Raw genomic sequence first — 21,293 nt, 5'->3', positions numbered from 1 at the left:
CGCACTTTTAAAATCAAAAAAAATGGAGCGCGCCATGAACAGTATTATTTATTTAGTGATTGCACTGCTATTGCTCACCGCTATTATTCTCTTACTGATGACAGAGTTCAATAAAAGACCGGTGGAAAGTGAAGAAGAATCCCCCTTGCCGGTACCGGCAATGTCAAAACAGGAGGGGGAGGACCATTTTTCTGTGCTGATGAACGCAATTACTCCGGTGTGGTACTGGCGGGTAAACCATGAATATATTGACTTTTTACATGCCACTATTAAGCGAATGGACGTTACGCAAATAAAATCCACGCCGGGTTTATTTGATGCTCAGCGCCGCTGTAGCGATCTCAATTCTGCGGTTTATAAATATTACGATAATCTGAAACAGCGCTGTCAGAACGGTGAGAAAGTGCCGCGTACGGATTTGGATGTCGTCAACCTTCAGCAGTGCTTTCGCGAGTTTAGTATGGATGCCTATCCCACGCTGGTCGCACTCGTCTGGCCGGAATATCAGCGCCCGTTTGTGAAGCCTTACCTTGTTTAACCCTGATAATCAGAAGGTCATCTGCCCAGAATAACTTAGGCCAGATGAATATTTTAGTGTGTAGCGTCACTGAATGCTGTTTAACTAAAAGTAATATTTACAAAAAATAATCACAAAAGGTTATAAATTTTCGCCGCCTTGCCGATAACAGGAGGTAAGAACGCCCTGTGGGCGTAATCCTACCAAAGGCAAAGGAATCTCTATGCGACTTCTTCGTAACCTCACTATCCGTCTCGTCATGCTGTCGATTCTGGGTATCTTCTGCGTGCTGTGGTCCGGCGTCGGCCTGTACAGCGTCGTCTCCCTGACAAAGGTCGCAGAAGGCAATGATACTGACCGGCAACTGGTAAAACAGATGACGCTGTTAAGCCAGGGCAATGACCAGTATTTTCGCTTTGTCACCCGCCTGAGTCGGGCCATGGAAACCAAAGCGGCAGGCGGGACAACGGATTTTACTTCCGCGCAGCAGGCGCTGGACACCATGCGCAAGAGACTGGATGAGCTGAAGGCTATCTCGCCCGGCCCGATGGATGCGCAAATCTCCGCTGAAGTCATTCAAAACTGGCAGGCGCTGCTGGAGCAGGGCGTTGTGCCGCAAATGCAGCGAGCGCAGCAGGGAACGGTTGAGGAATACCGCGCTCAGGCTAATGACATCACCCCACCGCTGAGCCGTGCGTTTGGCCTGAGCGCCGAGAAGTTTAATGCGGCGGGCGCGTCAACGCTCGATCACACCCGTATTATGGTGGATGACCGCACCAATAAGACCCGGATTGCCATTATTGCCGCCGTGGTTGTCGGTATTCTGCTGCTGATTTTTTCCGATCGCTATCTGGTGACGATGCTGGTGAAACCGCTTGAGCGCATTCGTCAGCAGTTCCGCCAGATTGCGCAGGGCGATCTCAGTCAGCCGATAGAAGACATGGGACGTAACTGCGTCGGACAACTGGTGCCGTTGCTGAAGACAATGCAGGACAGCCTGCGCGAGGCGGTCAGCAATATTCGCTCCGGCAGCGAAAATATCTGGCGTGGGGCGACAGAAATTGCCACCGGCAATAACGATCTCTCTTCCCGCACCGAAGAACAGGCCGCAGCGCTGGAAGAAACGGCGGCCAGCATGGAGCAGCTTACCGCGACGGTAAAACTGAATGCCGATCATGCCCGCCAGGCCAGCGAGCTGGCGGACGTTGCCTCTACCACCGCCAGTGAGGGCGGGGAACTGGTCGGCGAAGTGGTCGATACGATGGTTGGGATCTCAGCCAGTTCGAAGAAGATCGCCGAAATTACCGATGTGATTAATAGTATTGCTTTCCAGACCAATATTCTGGCGCTCAACGCGGCGGTGGAAGCGGCGCGTGCCGGTGAGCAGGGCCGTGGGTTCGCCGTGGTCGCCGGAGAAGTGCGTAATCTTGCCAGCCGCAGTGCCGGTGCAGCGAAAGAAATTGAAGCATTGATTGCTGATTCCGTTACCCGCGTGGAGAAAGGTTCACGCCTGGTTTCCGATGCCGGAACCACGATGGAAGCGATTTTGCGGGCGGTGCAGGAAGTGACGACCATCATGAAACAGATTGCCGCCGCCACCGATGAACAAAGCAAAGGCATCTCGCAGGTCGGCATTGCGATTGCGCAAATGGACAGCGTAACGCAGCAGAACGCCTCGCTGGTGGAACAGGTCTCGGCAGCGGCATCGTCCCTGCGGCTTCAGACAGAAGATCTGCGCAGCTCGGTACAGACGTTCCGTCTTTCCGATGAGCCAGTGTCGCAGGCGGTAGCGCCTTCAGACACGCCGCGTTCACCGCGCACGGTTAAGCCTGCGGCAACGGAAGAGTGGGTAGCGTTTTAATTTAACTAAAACGTCCCGCCAGCTTGCGCCGGCGGGACGGCATTATCAGGACTGACGCTTATCTTCGGTTTGGGTGTCGAAGTCGCTGGCGTCGTGGCGTTCGTGAAGCTGTTCGTTAAGCGGGCCGTTGGTGCGGTTAACGATGCGTCCGCGTTTTACCGCCGGACGGCTGGCGACCTCGTTGGCCCAGCGCAGCACGTTTTTATAGCTGCCCGCGTCCAGGAATTCAGCCGCATCGTAGACGTTGCCGAGCACCACGTTGCCATACCATGGCCAGATGGCCATATCCGCGATGGTATATTCATCACCTGCGACGTATTTATGCTTCGCAAGCTGTTTATCCAGCACGTCTAACTGACGCTTCGCCTCCATCGTGAAACGATCGATGGCATACTCAATTTTGACGGGCGCATAGCTGTAAAAGTGGCCGAAGCCGCCGCCGAGGAACGGGGCCGATCCCTGGAGCCAGAACAGCCAGTTCAGCGTCTCGGTACGGGCGGCCAAATCTTTTGGCAGGAAAGCGCCATATTTCTCTGCCAGATAAACCAGGATCGCCCCGGATTCAAAAACACGAGTCGGCGGCGTGGTGGAATGATCGCGTAGCGCCGGGATTTTGGAGTTCGGGTTCACCTCCACAAAACCGCTGGAGAACTGATCGCCTTCGCCGATGCGGATCAGCCACGCATCGTATTCCGCGCCGGTTACGCCTTTTGCCAGCAGTTCCTCAAGCATTATCGTGACTTTCTGCCCGTTTGGCGTGCCCAGCGAATAGAGCTGGAGCGGATGCTTTCCGACCGGCAGTTCCTTTTTATGCGTTGCGCCAGACACCGGGCGGTTGATATTGGCGAATGCGCCGCCGCCCTGCTGATTCCATGTCCATACTTTTGGGGGTTGATAGTTATTTTCTGACATGTTGCCTGCCTTATTTGTGTTGTGGAGATGAATACTACCGTCAGGCCAGAAGACGCTCTGCCCAGACGCTGATGTCGTCGCCGCTGCCTAAATCCGCCTGCACCAGTCCGTTGACCATAAAGGTCGGAGAGACGTGGATGCCGTTCTGGCGGGCATATTTACAGTGCCACTTAATCTCGTTCTGCAACGCCGGACGGGCAAAGGCTTCCGCCAGGCTGACGCCGCTGTAATTCTCAATCCGCGCAATCATTTCCTGCGGCGTGGCGTCCATATTTGGACCGGCGCAGTGATCGGTAAACTCAAACGCTTCCCGGTGATCGGCTACGGCCTGCATCACTTTATGCGCCGCCTCTCTGCCGTCCGGCAGCGTCGACGCGGCCAGAATGCAGCGCACAATCACCCCGGAAAAAAGATGCCAGGGCTGCGATTGCAGGCGGATCTTCACGGTGATCTTATCTTCGCCTGCCAGTTCCAGTAGCGCGTTTAGCTTATTAAAAGCACGCACGGAAAACGGACAGGTCGGTTCAAGAAAAACCTCAAACGTCCGCGGACCATGGCCCCATTCCAGCGGCTGCGCGACATAATGCTGTTGGTTCATTTTCGACTCCTGATGATGAATGACAACGCGTGAATTTTTCCTTCGTCGGATCATGGTAGCGGGTAATGAGGTGTATGATAAGTCGACGTCTGTTTAGTTAGCACAAAGAGCAGGGTGCATTCTGCTCAGGTGTATTACGTTAAGGTAAGGTTCATGAGCAACGGAATTACCCATCAGGATGCCCCGTTTGGGACATTACTCGGCTACGCCCCCGGCGGCGTCGCCATCTACTCGTCAGATTACAGCTCCCTCGACCCGAAATATTATGCCGATGACGCGGCCTTCCGCAGCTATATCGACAATGAATATATGGGACACAAATGGCAGTGCGTGGAATTCGCCCGCCGATTTTTGTTTCTGAATTACGGTTTTGTTTTTACCGATGTCGGTATGGCGTGGGAGATCTTCTCCCTGCGCTTTTTGCGTGAGGTGGTCAACGACAATATCCTGCCGTTACAGGCGTTTGCCAACGGTTCCCGCCGCCCGCCGGAAGCGGGCGCGCTGCTGGTCTGGCAAAAAGGTGGCGAGTTTAGCGGAACCGGACACGTGGCAGTAATTACTCAACTTCACCAGAATCGGGTCAGGATCGCCGAGCAGAATGTGATTCACGCCCCGCTGCCGCCCGGCCAGCAGTGGACCCGCGAACTGGCGCTGGTAGTGGAAAACGGCTGCTATACCCTTCGTGATACCTTTGACGACACCACGATCCTGGGCTGGATGATCCAGACTGACGAGACCGAGCACAGCCTGCCGCAGCCGGATATTCGCGGCGAGGCGCTAACCATCCGCGGCGCACGGCTGGAAGATAAAACGCTGTTTGAGGGGAAATGGCTCGATGAGCAGGATCCGCTACAACGCGCCTATGTGCAGGCCAACGGCCATGTGATTAACCGCGATCCGGCGCAGTATTTTACCATCACCGATACTGCCGAGCAGGAGCTGATTAAGGCTACCAACGAGCTGCATCTGATGTATCTTCATGCCACGGACAAGGTAATGAAGGACGATAACCTGCTGGCGCTGTTCGATATTCCCAAAATCCTCTGGCCGCGTCTGCGTCTGTCGTGGCAGCGTCGCCGCCACGACATGATCACCGGACGGATGGATTTTTGTCTGGATGAGCGCGGACTGAAGGTTTACGAATACAACGCGGATTCGGCTTCCTGCCATACCGAAGCGGGGCGCATCCTCGAACGCTGGACGGAGCTTGGCTATAAAGGCAACGGTTATAACCCTGGCGAAGATCTGCTCAACGAGTTAATTGGTGCCTGGAAACACAGCCATGCACGTCCGTTCGTGCACATCATGCAGGATAACGACATTGAAGAGGATTACCACGCGCAGTTTATGCAACAGGCGCTGGAGAAGGCCGGATTTGAAAGCAAGATCGTCCGCGGGCTGGATGAGCTGCGCTGGGATAAGGCCGGTCAGCTGATTGATGGCGATGGTCGGCTGGTGAACTGCGTCTGGAAAACCTGGGCGTGGGAAACGGCGATTGAGCAGGTGCGTGAAGTCAGCGATACCGAGTATGCCGCCGTGCCGATCCGCACCGGGCATCCGGCGCATGAGGTCCGGTTGATAGACGTCCTGCTGCGCCCGGAAGTGTTGGTCTTCGAGCCGTTGTGGACGGTGATCCCCGGCAACAAAGCCATTCTGCCGATCCTCTGGTCGCTGTTCCCGCATCATCGCTACCTGCTGGATACCGATTTTGTGGTCAATGACGAGCTGGTGCAGACCGGATATGCGGTGAAGCCGATTGCCGGTCGCTGCGGCAGTAATATCGATCTGGTGAGCCATCAGGAAGAACTACTGGATAAAACCAGCGGTAAATTTAGCGAACAGAAAAATATTTACCAGCAACTCTGGTGCCTGCCGAACGTGGCCGGAAAATATATCCAGGTCTGTACGTTTACCGTCGGGGGAAGCTATGGCGGAACCTGCCTGCGCGGCGATGATTCGCTGGTCATTAAAAAAGAGAGCGATATCGAACCGTTAATTGTGGTGAAAACGGCGTAAAGCTAAGCCCGGTAAACCGGGCTCTGCTTTTATTACGCATCAAGTCTGCGGAACGCTTTTAAAGCCGGTCAACATCAGCACCAGACTTTCCCGTGAGCTGGCCGGGTTGAATTCATAGTGGTTGCCATGACGATCGCCGCCGATATACCAGGAGATTTCGGTTTTCCCTTCCGCCAGCGCTTTACGCACGGCTTTATCCACATCGACCATGCGATACTCGCGGGAGTAGTTAAGATAAAGGATCGCATCGGAGCTGTACTTTACCGCCGGGCGGGTATTCCAGGTCACGGTTCTGGCGTTCCAGTCATTGCTGGTCGGGTAAAAGAAAATCTGATCCGCGCCGTTCTTCTCAACTTTGCCGCCGAAAATTCGAATACGGTATTTAAACAGCGCCGGGTCCACGCCAACAGGTAGCTGGGGGATTTTGAATTTCACCAGCGTCAGTGTTTCCGGATGCTGAGTCCGTCCACCGTCCTGCCAGTTATCCTGTATTGTGAGACTTTCCGGCGTCGCATTATGCTGATTCGGGTGGCTGCTGCTGACCGAGGTATTCTCTTCTGCTTTGGCATAGGCCCACGGTACGATAGTGCCGCAATCCAGGTTGTTGTTCATGCACAGTTCGGTCATAAACTGCGCCGCGTCTTCCGTCCAGCCGTTCATGAAATCAGCATGCGCGGTATAAATGCTTCCCCAGTGCTCTTCGCGACGGTCGCCGTGCATGGTTGGGTCCAGAGACAGCTGAACTTTAGCGGTATCCAGCGAGGTGATCTGTGGTAGCACATAAGCGATGTTCATGTTTACCGTTGGGACTTTCACCGGATAATCCGCCGGGCATTTGCCTTTAACATCATAAGCGGCATTGCTGTGGCCGTGCGTCGGTTTCAGGTTGACACCATCCCAGCAGTTGGGGAAGGCGATGCCAATATTAAATTGCACGGCATCACCCGCGCCGCGTAAGCCGCAGACTTCACCCGCTTTATTGGTGTAGCCTTTGCCGTTGGCGCATAAGAACGTGATATGTGAACTGGGGGCGGTTCCGTGGTGGTCGCCTGCCAGCAACTCCAGCCCGGCCGGGAACGGATGCAGCGGATATTTATCAACGCTAGTGGCCTGGTAATAGGTCTTCTGGTAGGCCGGTTTGACGACTTCGCCGTCGGGCAGTTTCATGGTCGGTGCCCAGTACGCTGAGCCGTCCGCCTGATTATCGCAGCTGGTCTGCGGATGCGCGCGCAGGGTCTGATAAGTAGAAACGGCATCCGTATGGATATTGCCGAAAAAGTCGTGCCACATGGCCTGGTTCGGTTTGCCAAACATCATAATGGCGTCATCGCCGAGAGTATGATGGTACGCACAAACCACGTGCGACTGCGGCCCGGCGTGGGCGGTAAAAGAACAAAGTGCGAGGGTGGACATCAGTCCGGTTGTGATAGCGGTAAGTTTCATCGTAGCGTTCCTGCTGTGTGTGAATATCAGCAGAAGTAGCAGGATGTACTTGATTTAACACATCATTAATTATCAATCAGTCTCATTTTAGCGTAATGAGAGAACAACCGGGACCGTCGCCGCCAGCCGGGCAACGGCCCCGGCTGCCGCTATGATGCGTGCTTATCGTAGTTAGTCATCGCCTGTGCGGCAAAGATCAGCGCCAGATGGCTCAGCCCCTGAGGCAGGTTGCCGGTCCAGGTATTGCTTCTGACATCGAACATCTCGTTGAAGGTCTCAACGTTGCCTTTATCACAAATCGTGTCGAGAATTTCTTCCATCGCTTGTTCAGCTTTGTTGATTTCCCCCATCTCCGCCCAGGCTTCGGCGAGCCAGAACGAACAGGCCACGAAGGTGTTTTCTTCTTTTTCCACGCCGCTGTAGCGGTAGAGCATCGCTCCGTCGTTGCCCAGCTCCTGGCGGATAGCGGCGTAGGTCGACAGCATTCGCTGCGGATTGACTTTTTTGCCGTAGCGGTGAACCAGCGCCAGAGAGGCATCAAGGCCGCCGTCGCTGCCGCGATAGAACAAATACGCCTGCTTACTTTCGGACCAGCAGTGGCTTTCTACCCAGTCGCGAATGCGGTCCCGCTCGCGTTGCCAGCGCTTGACCCAGGTCGGTTCAATGTACTTTTCCTCCGCCATCTTAACGGCCATATCCAGCGCCAGCCAGCAGGCCATTTTGGAATGCGTATAATGCTGAAGTTCGGGTAACTCCCAAATTCCGGAATCCTTTTGCCGCCAGCGGTCGGCGCAGCAGTTGGCCAGTTCTCCCAGCAAACGCGACGTGGAGAGATCCAGAACGTGTCCTGCTTCCACAAACTGCTGGGCGGTGGCGAGCATGTCGCCGTACATGCTGAGTTGGGTCTGATCGCGAGCGTTATTACCTATTCGCACCGGCGTCGAATCTTTATACCCCCGCAGCGGCGGATACGATTCTTCCGGCACCATATCGCCTTCCAGGGTATAGCAAGCGTGTAACTGGACACCGTGGCGCAGAATGGTTTGCGACAGCCACGAGAACGCGGCTTTACACTCCTCAAGCGCGCCGAGGAAAGCAAAGGCCTTAATGATCAGGCAGGCATCGCGGATCCAGGCATAACGATAATCATAATTTTTCTCGCCGCCGATCCCTTCAGGCAGCGAGGTAGTGGCTGCTGCCGCCAGCGCGCCGGTCGGTGAATACCAGAGGAACTTCAGCGCCAGCGCCGAGCGTCCCACATGTTTTTGATAGCGGCCTTCATAACTCAGGCTTCTGGCCCAGTCACACCACGCGATATGGCTGGTTTCGATGCGATTATCGATAGCGGAAAGAGGCGGAACGGCCAGTGGCTCTTTTTCGGTCACCAGCAAGGCGACCAGCGCGCGCGATCCGGCGGTTGTTTTCAGGCGACCGGTGATCTGCTCATCATCGGCAGAGGTAATCTCAACGTCATCGCTGGTACGCAGCATCGCCATCAGATCGGCAATATGATAAACGTCGCCCTGTTTGGTCTGCGCCATCCACGGCGAGCGGGTTTCGGCCCGTGTACCGAAGCGTAAGGCGAGATTCAGCGTGACCTCACCTTCAATGCCTTCAATCCGGCGCGCCAGTTCGCTCCACGGCAGACGTCCCGCCAGGGTGCTGTTAATGGATTCGGTCAGCAGCACCTTGCCGGTTTCGGTTTCGAAATGGGTTTCCAGAACGTTGCTGTCCTGACGATATTGACGGGTGACTTTATAGGAACCTTCCGGCTCAAGCTGAAAAAAACCGCCAATTTCCGGATCGAGCAGGCGGTCAAACAGGGGAGGGGAATCAAGGTTTGGAGCGCACCACCAGTCGATTGAGCCATCTGGTGCAATCAGCGCGACCGAGCGCCCTTCGCCGATTGCCGCGTAGTCGCCGAGTTCGGCAAATCCCTCCTTGCGGACGGGAGAATGGTATTCTGCGTTCTTCAATTTTTGTTATCCAGATTGATTCGTTCGGAAGACGTGGCCGCCGGACGGCAGCCACGGGACAGGAGATAACGCTTACAGGGTGCCGGTACCGCCGTCAGAGCACCATACCTGACCGGAGGTGTAGCTGCTTTCCGAAGAGGCCATAGTGACATACAGCGGCGCGATTTCCGCAGGCTGGCCCGGACGGCCCAGCGGCGCGCTGGCGCCGAACTGCTTCACTTTCTCCTGCGGTTGACCGCCGCTGGACTGAAGCGGCGTCCAGTATGGCCCCGGTGCCACGGCATTCACCCGGATACCATCTTTACCCAGCTGCTGCGCCAGTGACTTAGTAAACGCCACGATACAGGCTTTGGTCTGCGCATAATCCAGTAGAATCGGGCTTGGCTGATACGCCTGAACCGACGACGTGTTGATAATTGAGGCGCCACGCGGCAGATGTTCCACCGCAGCGCGGGTGATCCAGAACATCGCATAAACGTTAGTTTTGAATGTTGCGTCAAAATCTTCCGTTTTGAGCGTCTTAATTGATTCGTTGAACTGCTGGCGACCAGCATTATTAACCAGGATATCCAGCCCGCCGAGTTGGCTGACCGCCTCTTTCACCAGCTTCTCGCAGAATTCCTCTGAGCGGATATCGCCGGGAATAGCGATGGCTCTACGGCCTTCTGCTTCGATAAGCTTGATCACTTCCGCCGCATCAGACTCTTCTTCCGGCAGATAGTTAATGGCAACATCCGCGCCTTCACGGGCATAGGCAATCGCCACCGCACGGCCAATACCGGAATCACCGCCGGTAATCAGCGCCTTACGCCCGCTCAGACGGCCAGATCCCTGGTAACTAGTTTCACCGTGATCCGGCACCGGGATCATCTTACTGGCAAGGCCCGGTACGGGCTGCGGTTGCTCTACAAAGGGAGGAGTAGGATATTCCGGGGCGAGAGAGGTTTTTTTCGTTTGCTCAGACATGCTTACTCCTTAAACGTTGTGACTAGTGTTATTAAGCCTGGCATAGATGTGATGTTTGTCACGTTTATGGCGTATAAATTTCAGTACAAAAAGATGAAAATAATTCTTTATTGATGTAATGAATTGTTAGTTTTTTTAGGGTGATATGAGAAAATGGGTATTTAAAGTGATCTGATGGTCAACTCGCAAGTTTATAATTACGATGCGATAAAATAATTAATAATGATATTTTTATAATAATCGTTCACTAATACTATTAACTTGGTTGTAAGATATAATAATTATTTTATTTTTCCTGATTATGAATGGAAAAGATATTTGTGTTTATAATTGTGATGCCTGTCACTTTTTTATTTCGTGTGAATCTTCATTCTCATTTGGCTTTATAAATTTAACCGGATATCAGAGGTGTATTATGGAAGCTAAAAGCAATATTGACGTTCTGGTAAATGACTGGGTTGTTAACAACACAGAATCAGTTATTTTCTCTGAGGCAAATGATCAGAGTTTACCATTAATGAGTAATGCGCAGGCAGATACTGCGGGTGGCTCAGCTATTTTGATTGGTAATAAATCAGGTATTGCTCTTAAAGAAGCGGCCGAGTTAAAAGCCCTGTATAACAAGAAGGAACTCGACAAACTGGCTAAAAGCCTGGTTTCATCCCCGGCAAACTTTGTTACTACCGTCATGGGGATCTCTCAACAACGAACGCAGTGGGATCCATTAGCACAAGACCAAACCAAAAGTGCTGAGCAGTTTCATAACTATATTAAGCAAATAGTCGCTTTCCCACTCATGGTTATAACTAAGACCGATACAACACATGTCCATTATCAATCTGAAAACTATGATTCTTTAATTGATAATATATCTGATTTGTACACGGGCATTTCTGATAGTGATAAAAACAGCATTCGCAAAGGTGTCGTAAATCTGGCTAAGAGTTGTATGCAACGTGTTGGTGAAACGAGTTCTACCGTGCTCTTTACGCAAAGTACAATAACGGCTGACGATGTCGTCAAAGTTTATTTTTACTCTTCAGCTATTAAAATGGTAAGAAGCCACGAGTCAGGAAAATCAGCGCCATCAGATTCATTTAAAAGTGATGTTTCAGTAAGTAAAGTTGAAATATCTTTTAACAGAGCTGCGCTCACATTTTCAATCGCCAGAAAAATTTGTGAAGTTCTGTATAAAGGTGTCGATGATTGGCTGGCGGAGAACACTACACCAACTGATAAGACCCATCAGAATTACTGCTTCCACTAAAAAGATGGCGGGATCGATGCCCGGAGGGGCATCCTGGTCTGAGCATTTCCCCAAAAGCAAAAACCCGCCTTGTGGGCGGGTTCTTTAAATAAGTGGTGCCCGGACTCGGAATCGAACCAAGGACACGGGGATTTTCAATCCCCTGCTCTACCGACTGAGCTATCCGGGCAACGGGGCGCATTAAACCGTAATCCCCCTGCGGCGTCAATGAAAATTATCAAATCCGCTGCGAACTGCACATTATGCCAGCACATTGGCGAGATTGCAGCCGTTTTCAGGCGAATAATGTCGTCCACAGCGCGGAGAGCGGCATGGCGATAATCAGCGCCGGGAGCATATTGGCGACGGCGAACATCTTAATGCCGCAGATGCGCAGGCCGGTGGCCAGCAGCAGGACGCCGCCCACCGCGGAAAAATCGCCCATCATCGCGGGCGTAGTAAGCGGCAAAATGAGCGTGGCGCAACTGGCAAGCAAAAGCTGGATCGCCAGCATGGGAACGGAGATAGCCGATACGGCAATCCCCAGCGAGGTGGCGAAAATCACTGCCGTGAAGAAATCGAGGAAAGATTTTGCGATCAGAATACTCGAATCCCCCGTCATGCCTTCGTGCATCGCACCAAAAATACCGGTGCCGCTGGCGCAAAAAAGAATGATCAGCGCCACGAGGCTGTTCACAAAAGTCTCATGGGCACCGCTGGCCTGTAGTTCGGGCTTTTTCTTCTGCGCTATTTTCCGCAGGCCGTTAATCGCGCCGCTGATCCCTTTCTCCACATAGCAGATCTCGCCGATTAGCGTGCCAACCAGCGTCGCCAGCACCATCACCGGCAGGTTAACGCATTTTATTGTCAGTAAAATCCCAATACCCAGCGAGCACAGCCCGAAGGCGGAAGGCATGGAAACGCGCACGCGTTCCGGCAGGCGATGGCTGAGAAGCGCGCCCAACGCACCGCCGACCAGCACGGCGCTGGCGTTAATAAAAGGTCCGATTAGCACACTGTATCCTCACAAACATATCGCTTAACTATGCGATGAAAATGCATAGCCTGACGGAGACCTGCAGGAGCGTCTCCGGCTGGCGCGAAGAGTAAAATCGATAGCTCAGAGGGTAATATGTTAGCCAGACGGTTAAAAGAATTATCGTATTACGTTGCATTTTTAAGCCCGGCGGAGTGTTGCACCTGTCGGGGAAAGGTGCCATGATTGCGCGAATTTTCTCCATCTGCTTACGGGGCTGCCTGAGATGACATTACTGTCGCTACCTCGCCTGAGTCATCGCGCGCCGACGCGAGGGCTTCCCCGTACCATCCCATCCGTTCGCCTGCTCACCATGCGGTGAGGTCAACGCATGCTCGCTGTAGGACAACAGTAAAATCAGACGCGATCTGTTTTTACTGATGTCTGGCGGTCGGAGCTGGTTACCAGTCAGACCCTGACGTTTCGTTGGATAAGGCCTGCGCTTTATCCGGGGTTTTTATTCTCCCGCAAGGGTTATTTACGCCTATGAACACAATGAAAATTGCCGCCAGCGCCGCGCTGGTCTCCACGCTTTCCACCTCACGTGATGTCGTGACGCTGGACAGTACCGATTTCACCGATGTGGCGGCAGTCGTCATTACTCCGGCAGACAGTCGCAGCGGCATTCTTGCGCTGTTAAAACGCACAGGCTTTCAACTGCCGGTATTTTTATTCTCTGAGGAAGGCCAGCTTCCCGACGGCGTAGTGGCGGCGATTACCGGCAGCGCGCAGGAGTGGCTGGAGGTGGAAGCGGCGGCGTTACGCTACGAAGAAAATCTGCTGCCGCCGTTTTTTGATACGCTCAGCCAGTACGTCGCGATGAATAACAGCACCTTTGCCTGTCCGGGCCATCAGCATGGGGCGTTTTTTAAAAAGCATCCCGCCGGGCGGCAGTTCTTTGACTTTTTTGGCGAGAACGTGTTTCGCGCCGATATGTGTAATGCGGACGTTAAGCTGGGCGATTTATTGATCCACGAAGGATCGGCCAAGCACGCGCAGAAATTTGCCGCCAAAGTGTTCCATGCGGACAAAACCTACTTTGTGCTTAACGGGACGTCCGCCGCGAACAAAGTGGTGACTAATGCGCTGTTGACTCGCGGCGACCTGGTGCTTTTCGACCGCAATAACCATAAGTCGAACCACCATGGCGCGCTGATCCAGGCAGGCGCAACGCCGGTGTATCTGGAAGCCGCGCGTAATCCGTTCGGCTTTATCGGCGGTATCGACGAGCGCTGTTTCAATGATGGCTACCTGCGTGAGCTGATCCGTGAAGTGGCACCGGAAAAAGCCGACCAGCCGCGCCCGTTCCGCCTGGCGGTGATCCAGCTTGGCACCTACGACGGCACCATCTACAACGCGCGGCAGGTGGTCGATAAAATCGGCCACCTGTGTGATTACATTCTGTTTGACTCGGCGTGGGTCGGCTACGAGCAGTTTATTCCGATGATGGCCGAAACCTCTCCGCTGCTGCTGGAGCTGAACGAAAACGATCCGGGCATTTTTGTGACCCAGTCGGTGCACAAACAGCAGGCCGGATTCTCCCAGACCTCGCAGATCCACAAAAAAGATAACCACCTGCGCGGCCAGGCGCGTTTTTGCCCGCATAAGCGCCTGAACAATGCGTTCATGCTGCACGCCTCGACCAGCCCGTTTTACCCGCTGTTCGCGGCGCTGGATGTGAATGCCAAAATCCACGAAGGGGAGAGCGGCCGCCGTCTGTGGGCGGAGTGCGTGGCGCTTGGCATTGAAGCAAGGAAAGCAATTATTGCGCAGTGTAAAATGCTCAGGCCCTTTATTCCGCCGGAGGTGGACGGGCGGGCGTGGCAGGAATATCCCACGGAGGTGATTGCCAGCGAACGCCGCTTCTTTAGCTTCGAGCCGGGGGCCGCATGGCACGGTTTTGAGGGCTACGCCCGCGAACAATATTTTGTTGATCCCTGCAAGCTGCTGCTCACCACGCCAGGTATTAATGCCGAAAATGGCGAGTATACCGGGTTTGGCGTGCCGGCGACCATTCTGGCGCACTATCTACGCGAGAACGGGATCGTGCCGGAAAAATGCGATCTTAACTCGATCCTGTTCCTGCTGACGCCCGCCGAAAGCGCCGAGAAAATGGCGCAGCTGGTGGCGATGCTGGCGCAGTTCGAACACCATATTGAGGATAACACGCCACTGGCCGATGTCCTGCCGACCATCTATAACAAATACCCGGTGCGCTATCGCGACTATACGCTACGCGAGCTGTGCCAGGAGATGCACGATCTGTACGTCAGTTTTAACGTTAAAGATCTGCAAAAAGCGATGTTTCGCAAAGAGAGCCTGCCAACCGTGGCAATGGGCGCGCAGGAGGCGAACAGCGAGTTTATACGCGGTAACGTCGAACTGGTGCGTCTGAGCGAGGCCGAAGGGCGCATTGCGGCGGAAGGCGCCCTTCCGTACCCGCCGGGCGTGCTGTGCGTGGTGCCCGGTGAAATCTGGGGCGGGGCAGTACAGCGATATTTTCTGGCGCTGGAAGAGGGCGTCAATTTACTGCCGGGCTTCTCGCCGGAATTGCAGGGGGTTTACAGCGAAACCGACGCTGACGGTATCAAACGGCTGTATGGCTACGTGCTGAAATAGTCTCCTGATGGAGCAGGTCTGATGCGGACCTGCTCTTGTTAACTGTTAATATTCACGTTTTGTAATTCGTAGCGGTCATGACGATAATGGATGATGCTGTATTCAAATGGCAGACCGTTATCAAGATAAGTCACCTGCTCAATTTCCATTATCGGATCGACGATATCAATCTCCAGGTTTTCCACTTCGAGCGGATTAGCCCGACAGGCGCGAATAACCTGATGTTGGCTCTGAATGCGGAAATGGGTTTCGACTTCAATATGCTGATAAATGGAGTCCATCAGATTATCAATACGAATACCGGGAATGATCTTGATGGGAATTTCGGTGTATTCAATACACCACGGCTGTTTATCGATATAGCGAACGCGGCTAAAGTGATAAACAAAATCCGTCTCTTCAAGATAGAGATTTTTTATGGTTTCAGGCTGTGGATGCGCCACGCAAAATTCAATGAGCTTTGACGATACGGCGTCGTCCTGATGCGCGGCAGTGAAGCCAAACGGTTTTGATGCCGCAGGCGCGCTGGCGACCAGCGAGGCGGCACCTTTAACAAATGAACCGACGCCGCGGCGTTTTATGATTAAGCCGTCGTTAACCAGCAAATCCATAGCTTTTTTTACGGTGATGCGGCTGGCGCAGTATAAGTCGCCCAGCTCTTTTTCAAGCGGCAATTGCTGATTGATTCCATAATAACCAGTGATGATTTTATTTCTTAAATCATTAAAGATTATCTTATATTTCAGTGAATTGTCGCGCATCGGGTATTCTTCGTCCGTAAATCACTGCACTATACCATCAAACCGGCAGTAATCCAGCGCCGGGAGAGCTTCTCTCCCGGGGGACATCGTTAGTAATCGAATCCATTGTTATCGTGCAGCGCTTTAAACCCGTGACCGTTTTTTTTAATCAGTCGGCTGCCCATTTACAGCATCGCCAGCGCATCCATCGCCGCATTATAAAAATCAACCGCCTGCTCAAGTGAGTATTACCGAACGTTTTCAAATGTCACCGTGCCGGGGTAATCACAGCACAGAGTATTATTATTCAGCGTCCAGCAATAGCGGCTGCGGTTTTCATCCACCAGTATGCCGCTTCCCTGAGAAATATCGCCGTATCCCTTCAGCACTACAGGGATCGTGTTAAAGGTTTTCATCTGCGCTGTATTTTCTGCAAAGGCCGGAATGATCGCCCCTTCGCGGATATAAATCGGAATGTCATCAAGGGTGATATCAACGCTGAGCACCCGTTGACCGTCAAACCAGCGTTTTTCATGCAGCGAGTACCAGCGGCCTGCGGGGAGATAAACGCGTCGCTGGCGCTGTCCTGGCTCCAGCACCGGAACAACCATAATGTTTTCGCCGAGCATAAACTGATCGTCAATCGCGTGGACGAAAGGATCGTCTGCAAATTCCAGCGCCAGATGACGCATGAGTGGCAGACCTTTGTCCTGCGCTTCACAACCGAGTGCCAGCAAATATGGCAGCCAGCGATAGCGAAGCTGGCTGTAACGCCTGACAATATCGACCGCCTGCTGCCCAAAATGCCACGGCTCGCGTGGGCTGACGCCGTGGTAGCGCGCCAGAGAACACAGCATCCCCATCTGCGACCAGCGGATGTAAAGCTCTGGATCGACGTTCTGCCCTTTGAAACCGGCGATGTCGCTGCTCCAGTAACATTCGCCGCTAAAACCAACGCTCAGGCCGCCGCGCAAAGTATGCTTGAGTCCTTCAAAGGTGGACTCCACATCGCCTGACCAGGTACCGGCAAAGCGTCCACAGCCGAGAAAGCCCGGCCGTTTCCAGACCAGGGCGGTGCCGTGAACGTCCTGGGTGGCTTCATAACACACTTTCGCATACAGCCAGATATAAGCGTTATGCATATCCTTGCCGCTATAGCCGTTGTAAAACAGCGCATCTTCAGGGATCCGATCGGCATAATCGGGCTTCAGCGCTTTCAGGCCACGGCGCAACAGCGTAATCAGGTGCGCTTTCCACCAGTTATAGGCCTGCGGATAAGTCAGATCGGGAATACCAATTTCACTGACGTTGCGCCGGTAAACGTGGGCAATGTCGCCGTTCAACGTTTTGACCAGATAACCTTTTTCCAGCGCCTCACGATAGATATCGGTGCCGGGCGGCAGGTAGGGGTTGATCCACACTGAGCAGGCGACATGATCTTTTTCAAGATCGGCAAAAAAGGCTTCCGGCTGCGGAAAATGGGCATGACCCCACTCGAAGTCGCAGCAGTCGACCCAAAAATCTTTATACCAGTAGTGCTTGCCCCAGTTGACGTCCAGATGCAGGACATCAAAGGGAAGCTGGTGCTCCTCAAGCTGCTTTTTAATGCCCAGCACCTCTTCCGCGCTCTGATAAGCGCAGCGGCTGTACCAGACGCCCAGCGTCCACGGGGCAGGCAGTTCGGGTTTGCCCTGCATTTCAGCCAGCCTCTGTACCAGCGCTTTTAATGAATCGCCGAAAAACAGGTAGCCGCGCAACAGGGCGCTTTCGCTCAGCGCGCTGGCGGATTCAAAACAGAAGTGGCCGATTTCCCAGTGGGTGCGTCTGGCAGTCGCCAGCATGATGCCGTATCCGGCATCGCTCAGTAAAATCGGGTGCGCTTTATAGCTCAGATCCGTTGAGTTGGTAGCGCAGGCATCCATCACATAGCTGGTGACGCGAGACTGCGATTTTTCAACGGGACCAAATTTTTCCCCCAGGCCGTAGAAATGCTGACCGTTTTTCATCTCCCAGGATAAAAACGTGTCGGTCTGGCCCTGCGCGTTAATACGAATACCCAGCCCCGGCGTCACCGGCTGGCGTGAGACTTTCTTGCCCGACAACGTAAAAAACGTGTCTCCCCGCCGCACCTGCATCGAGAAAGGGGAGAGGGTGAGCGTCACGTTGAGTTCACCGTAGTGGAGTTGCGCCTTCTCGCTACTCTGCCGGACGGTAAATGCCTGTCGCGGCCATTCCGTCACTGGCAAATAAAACGCTGGCATTTCATGGCCGATTGGTAGCGGACTAAATTCAAACGCCAGCGTGCCGTCAGTCAGCGCGGCCAGCGTTAAACAGGCCGCCTTACCGCTGGTCATCGTTAACATAATGTCGACGCTATGCTCGTTTTCAACGATCGCTGTCGCATCGGTAACATAATCGTAATGATAGCCATCGTGATAAAAAAGACGGTCGCTATTCTGGTAATCCCAGCCGTTGATGGCCCGGTTGATAATATGTTCTTCCATCATCTTTTCTCATTTATTCCGCGGCTTTTTCGTTAATCGAATTAGCAATTTTGACAAAGGGCATATAGATAGCGGTCATCACCACAATCACTAAAAGCTGATAAAGTCCCCCTGAAATTTGCCCGGAGAAAAGTATTCCGGAGATAACGGGTGGCACGGTCCATGGAACATTGTTGGTAATAATGGGGAGCAGACCCATGTTGGTCAGCAATACTGCGCCGAAGAAGGGGAGCACCCAGCTCAGTACATAGGGAATAAACATCACCGGGTTTAAAATAATCGGCAGGCCAAAGTTAATCGGTTCGCTGATATTGAAAATGGCAGGAGCCAGCGCAATTTTTGCCGTGTTACGGTTCTCCATTCGCCGGGAGAAAAGGTAAACCGCAATGATTGGTGCAATCGTCATCCCACCGGATGACACAGTGGAAAAGTTAAAAAATAGCGTGGAATAGAGGTGGTGCGCTACGCCCATAATATTTTCATTGTCGTTGATGGTCCATGTCAGCCCGAATATTGGCCCCCAGACGGAGGTTGCATGAATACCAAACCATTGCAGTAGCGGCCCCGTGGTGACCGCCACAATTGCGAAGAACGGCGTCGATGCCACCGCCAGCGTCGGTTTTTGCAGTAGTGTTAGTAAAATCTCAGGCACTGAAGAGTTGAACCAGGCATGCAGCGTGGCGGCGATGACCACAAAAACAAGGAGAGTGAAACAGCCAGGGATCAATGATTCAAAACTGCGTGCGACCGCCGGAGGGACGCTGTCAGGCATTTTGATCGTATAATTCTTCTCCACCAGCCGGTTAAATATCCAGATGGTTAATCCTGAGACCAGCAGCCCGGTAAAAATACCTTCCTGTCCAATAAAACGGGTGTTGACGATGCCGCTCAGCGTGACGACCTGCTGGTTTACATCGTTAGTGGTAAACTCCCACGGCAGGCAGATAAAGAACGCGGCGATGGCGTAAAACACGCAAACAATCGGTTCTTTATTTTTAGGGAAAAAACGCCGGGTGCCAAAAAAGGTAAAACCGACAATAATCAGGATGACGTTAATCGCCATGGTACCGTTAATAAAATAATTACAGTAATGCTGCAGCATGACCATTCTGGCTGCCATGCCGGATGCCAGCCACATCTCGTCATCGCCGTAAAAAAGCGCCCCGAGTTTTAATCCGGCATGACCAAAAATAATACCGTTTGGGTCGAGAAAAACGGAGCTGATCATGATGGCGATACCGGCGATCATCAGAGGAACGCCGGTCATAATAAAAGTATCGCGTAGCGCCAGCAGCAGGCGATTGCCGGCAATTTTACTGATGCATTTTGTTAATCCGATCTGGACCGCGGATAAAGAGAGTATGGACATTAATGTAGCCTCATCCCTGGAAGATAAAAGAAATTACTTTTCCATTAATTCATCAATTCTGCTTTTCAGACGTTCGCCATTCATGTTGCCAAACTCCTGAATGCCTAACGTAAACACAATTTTATCCGGGTAGTCTCTTTCAACATCCTCCAGCGCCCAGGCGATTTGTGGACCCAGAATGATAATCTGCGTCTCTTCCGCCACATCGGGCAGGCTGGAATAGTCGTAGGCCTCGACCTGGTGGTGGATACCTGCGGCTTCATAGGCGGCCTGGAGCTTTTTCGCCATCATGCTGGTAGACATGCCAGAGTTACAAAAAAGTGAAATGTTCATCTGTTATTCCCTTCACATTAACAATTCATTCGCTATTATTGGTTTGCTTTATAAACTAAAAATACCCCGCTATTTTCATATGTAAATATCAATATTAATAAAAGATATGTCTTTTGTGATCGTTATCCTGATTTGATTCTTCAGCGTTTTTTTCTATTGAGAAGCGACGGTGGGTGGTGTAAATAATAAAAGTGTTCTGAATGCATTTTATATATTTTACGGATGAATGATTTTTGCGGAATTATATGATTGGGGGATGAATGGCAATTGTATTATTTGACTGGGGTGGGACTTCTGTAAAGCACGGGGTCTGGCAACAGGGGGCGTTAGTACAAACGGCATCGACGACGACGCCAGCAAACTGGCCAGCAATGAAAAGTACGCTTCTGAATATTCTTCAGCAATATCAGCACATCTATACAGTTGAAGGCGTGTCTGTGAGCGCGCCAGGCAACGTTGACCCGCAGGCTGGCATTATTGGCGGCTTAAGCGCTATCCCCTACATTCATCACTTTGCGATTGTGGATGAACTGACCGCATTATTTGATCTACCTGTTTGTATTGAAAACGATGCTAATGCTGCGGGGATGGCTGAAGCAGCGCTCGGCGCGGGCCAGGCGAAGTCACACGTATTATTTGTGATTGCGGGGTCCGGTATCGGCGGTGCTATCGTTAAAAATAAAATCCTGCAACGGGGAAGCCACAAATATGCCGGCGAGTTTGGCCTGATGACGCTGGATAACGGAAAAACCTTCAGTGAGCTGGGGACCGCCGTAGCAATGGCAAAACGCTATAATCAGCGCGTTGCAGTCACCAGCGCATTGAGCGGAGCAGAGGTCTTCCAGCTTGCGCGCGAGGGTGACGTGATTGCTCAACAGGAAGTCGAACAGTTTTATCACTGGATGGCCGTGGGATTGCTTAATTTGCAGGTCTGCTACGATCCTGACTGCATTATTATCGGTGGCGGTATCTCAGCAAATCAGGCCGTGTTTGCAGGCATTGAGCAGCGGTTGTGCGCTCTGGTGAGCGAAAAGGAGCTACAGGAATTTATGCCGGAAATCTGTTTATGTCAGTATGGCAGTGAGGCCAATCTTATCGGAGCGGCGGTTAATTTCGAGCAAAGAATGGCACGTGGATAAGCATTGCCGGGCAACCCC

The 21,293-nt window shown here is 52.8% G+C and carries 16 protein-coding genes and 1 tRNA gene; 6 read left to right on the top strand and 11 right to left on the bottom strand.

Annotated features, from left to right (window positions below; genetic code table 11):
• The first annotated feature begins 34 nt into the window (after window positions 1-34).
• The gene (locus tag ACMGGS_RS02110) at window positions 35-538 is read left to right on the top strand and encodes an ESA_00282 family adhesion-associated protein (protein ID WP_414164853.1); all 504 of its coding nucleotides are present in this window, start codon (window positions 35-37) and stop codon (window positions 536-538) included.
• A 202-nt stretch (window positions 539-740) separates the two neighbouring features.
• Window positions 741-2,378, top strand: a complete 1,638-nt coding sequence (locus ACMGGS_RS02105; RefSeq protein WP_414164852.1) for a methyl-accepting chemotaxis protein — start codon at window positions 741-743, stop codon at window positions 2,376-2,378.
• A 45-nt stretch (window positions 2,379-2,423) separates the two neighbouring features.
• Here the strand turns inward: ACMGGS_RS02105 and yghU are convergent, their stop codons facing one another.
• Both yghU and ACMGGS_RS02095 read right to left on the bottom strand, forming a co-directional pair.
• The gene (yghU, locus tag ACMGGS_RS02100) at window positions 2,424-3,290 is read right to left on the bottom strand and encodes a glutathione-dependent disulfide-bond oxidoreductase (protein WP_414164851.1); all 867 of its coding nucleotides are present in this window, start codon (window positions 3,288-3,290) and stop codon (window positions 2,424-2,426) included.
• A 40-nt stretch (window positions 3,291-3,330) separates the two neighbouring features.
• Window positions 3,331-3,888, bottom strand: coding sequence for a DsbA family protein (locus ACMGGS_RS02095; RefSeq protein ID WP_414164850.1), 558 nt, complete (start codon window positions 3,886-3,888; stop codon window positions 3,331-3,333).
• 153 nt (window positions 3,889-4,041) lie between these two features.
• Here ACMGGS_RS02095 and gss point away from each other — a divergent pair, with 153 nt between their 5' ends.
• Window positions 4,042-5,904: a bifunctional glutathionylspermidine amidase/synthase gene (gene gss / locus ACMGGS_RS02090; RefSeq protein ID WP_414164849.1), complete on the top strand. Its 1,863-nt coding sequence runs from the start codon at window positions 4,042-4,044 to the stop codon at window positions 5,902-5,904.
• Window positions 5,905-5,943: 39 nt separating this feature from the next.
• Here the strand turns inward: gss and ACMGGS_RS02085 are convergent, their stop codons facing one another.
• The 3 genes from ACMGGS_RS02085 to ACMGGS_RS02075 all read right to left on the bottom strand — a co-directional run bounded on the left by ACMGGS_RS02085 (window position 5,944) and on the right by ACMGGS_RS02075 (window position 10,289).
• Entirely contained in the window at window positions 5,944-7,347 is a 1,404-nt protein-coding gene (locus ACMGGS_RS02085) for a DUF1996 domain-containing protein (protein ID WP_414164848.1), read from the bottom strand.
• 149 nt (window positions 7,348-7,496) lie between these two features.
• Window positions 7,497-9,323: a glycoside hydrolase family 15 protein gene (locus tag ACMGGS_RS02080; RefSeq protein ID WP_414164847.1), complete on the bottom strand. Its 1,827-nt coding sequence runs from the start codon at window positions 9,321-9,323 to the stop codon at window positions 7,497-7,499.
• A 72-nt stretch (window positions 9,324-9,395) separates the two neighbouring features.
• On the bottom strand, window positions 9,396-10,289 hold the full coding sequence (locus ACMGGS_RS02075; RefSeq protein WP_414164846.1) for an SDR family oxidoreductase: 894 nt from the start codon (window positions 10,287-10,289) through the stop codon (window positions 9,396-9,398).
• A gap of 415 nt (window positions 10,290-10,704) precedes the next feature.
• Between ACMGGS_RS02075 and ACMGGS_RS02070 the strand changes: the two genes are divergently transcribed.
• Window positions 10,705-11,556 carry a hypothetical protein gene (locus ACMGGS_RS02070; protein WP_414164845.1) on the top strand — a complete coding sequence of 284 codons (852 nt, stop codon included), beginning with the start codon at window positions 10,705-10,707 and terminating at the stop codon, window positions 11,554-11,556.
• Between the two features lie 93 nt (window positions 11,557-11,649).
• On the opposite strand, the gene ACMGGS_RS02065 is transcribed toward ACMGGS_RS02070, so the two are convergent.
• Window positions 11,650-11,725: transfer RNA gene (locus tag ACMGGS_RS02065), tRNA-Phe, on the bottom strand.
• 105 nt (window positions 11,726-11,830) lie between these two features.
• Window positions 11,831-12,550 carry a DUF554 domain-containing protein gene (locus ACMGGS_RS02060; RefSeq protein ID WP_414164844.1) on the bottom strand — a complete coding sequence of 240 codons (720 nt, stop codon included), beginning with the start codon at window positions 12,548-12,550 and terminating at the stop codon, window positions 11,831-11,833.
• Between the two features lie 507 nt (window positions 12,551-13,057).
• On the opposite strand from ACMGGS_RS02060, the gene ACMGGS_RS02055 reads away from it, so the two are divergent.
• Entirely contained in the window at window positions 13,058-15,190 is a 2,133-nt protein-coding gene (locus ACMGGS_RS02055) for an ornithine decarboxylase (RefSeq protein WP_414164843.1), read from the top strand.
• Window positions 15,191-15,228: 38 nt separating this feature from the next.
• Here ACMGGS_RS02055 and ACMGGS_RS02050 read toward each other — a convergent pair whose 3' ends face one another.
• From ACMGGS_RS02050 to ACMGGS_RS02035, 4 genes are all read right to left on the bottom strand, one after another.
• Entirely contained in the window at window positions 15,229-15,951 is a 723-nt protein-coding gene (locus ACMGGS_RS02050; protein WP_414164842.1) for a GntR family transcriptional regulator, read from the bottom strand.
• Between the two features lie 227 nt (window positions 15,952-16,178).
• Window positions 16,179-18,437, bottom strand: a complete 2,259-nt coding sequence (locus ACMGGS_RS02045; RefSeq protein ID WP_414164841.1) for an alpha-xylosidase — start codon at window positions 18,435-18,437, stop codon at window positions 16,179-16,181.
• Between the two features lie 10 nt (window positions 18,438-18,447).
• A complete protein-coding gene (locus tag ACMGGS_RS02040; protein WP_414164840.1) occupies window positions 18,448-19,803 on the bottom strand; it encodes a PTS sugar transporter subunit IIC in 1,356 nt (451 codons plus the stop codon).
• Window positions 19,804-19,836: 33 nt separating this feature from the next.
• Window positions 19,837-20,136: a PTS sugar transporter subunit IIB gene (locus ACMGGS_RS02035; RefSeq protein ID WP_414164839.1), complete on the bottom strand. Its 300-nt coding sequence runs from the start codon at window positions 20,134-20,136 to the stop codon at window positions 19,837-19,839.
• Between the two features lie 260 nt (window positions 20,137-20,396).
• Here ACMGGS_RS02035 and ACMGGS_RS02030 point away from each other — a divergent pair, with 260 nt between their 5' ends.
• Window positions 20,397-21,275, top strand: coding sequence for an ROK family protein (locus ACMGGS_RS02030; protein WP_414164838.1), 879 nt, complete (start codon window positions 20,397-20,399; stop codon window positions 21,273-21,275).
• Window positions 21,276-21,293: the final 18 nt, after the last annotated feature.

Source organism: Superficieibacter sp. BNK-5 (assembly GCF_047456055.1).
Lineage (GTDB): Bacteria > Pseudomonadota > Gammaproteobacteria > Enterobacterales > Enterobacteriaceae > Superficieibacter.
This window is presented reverse-complemented; position numbering and strand designations above follow the sequence as displayed.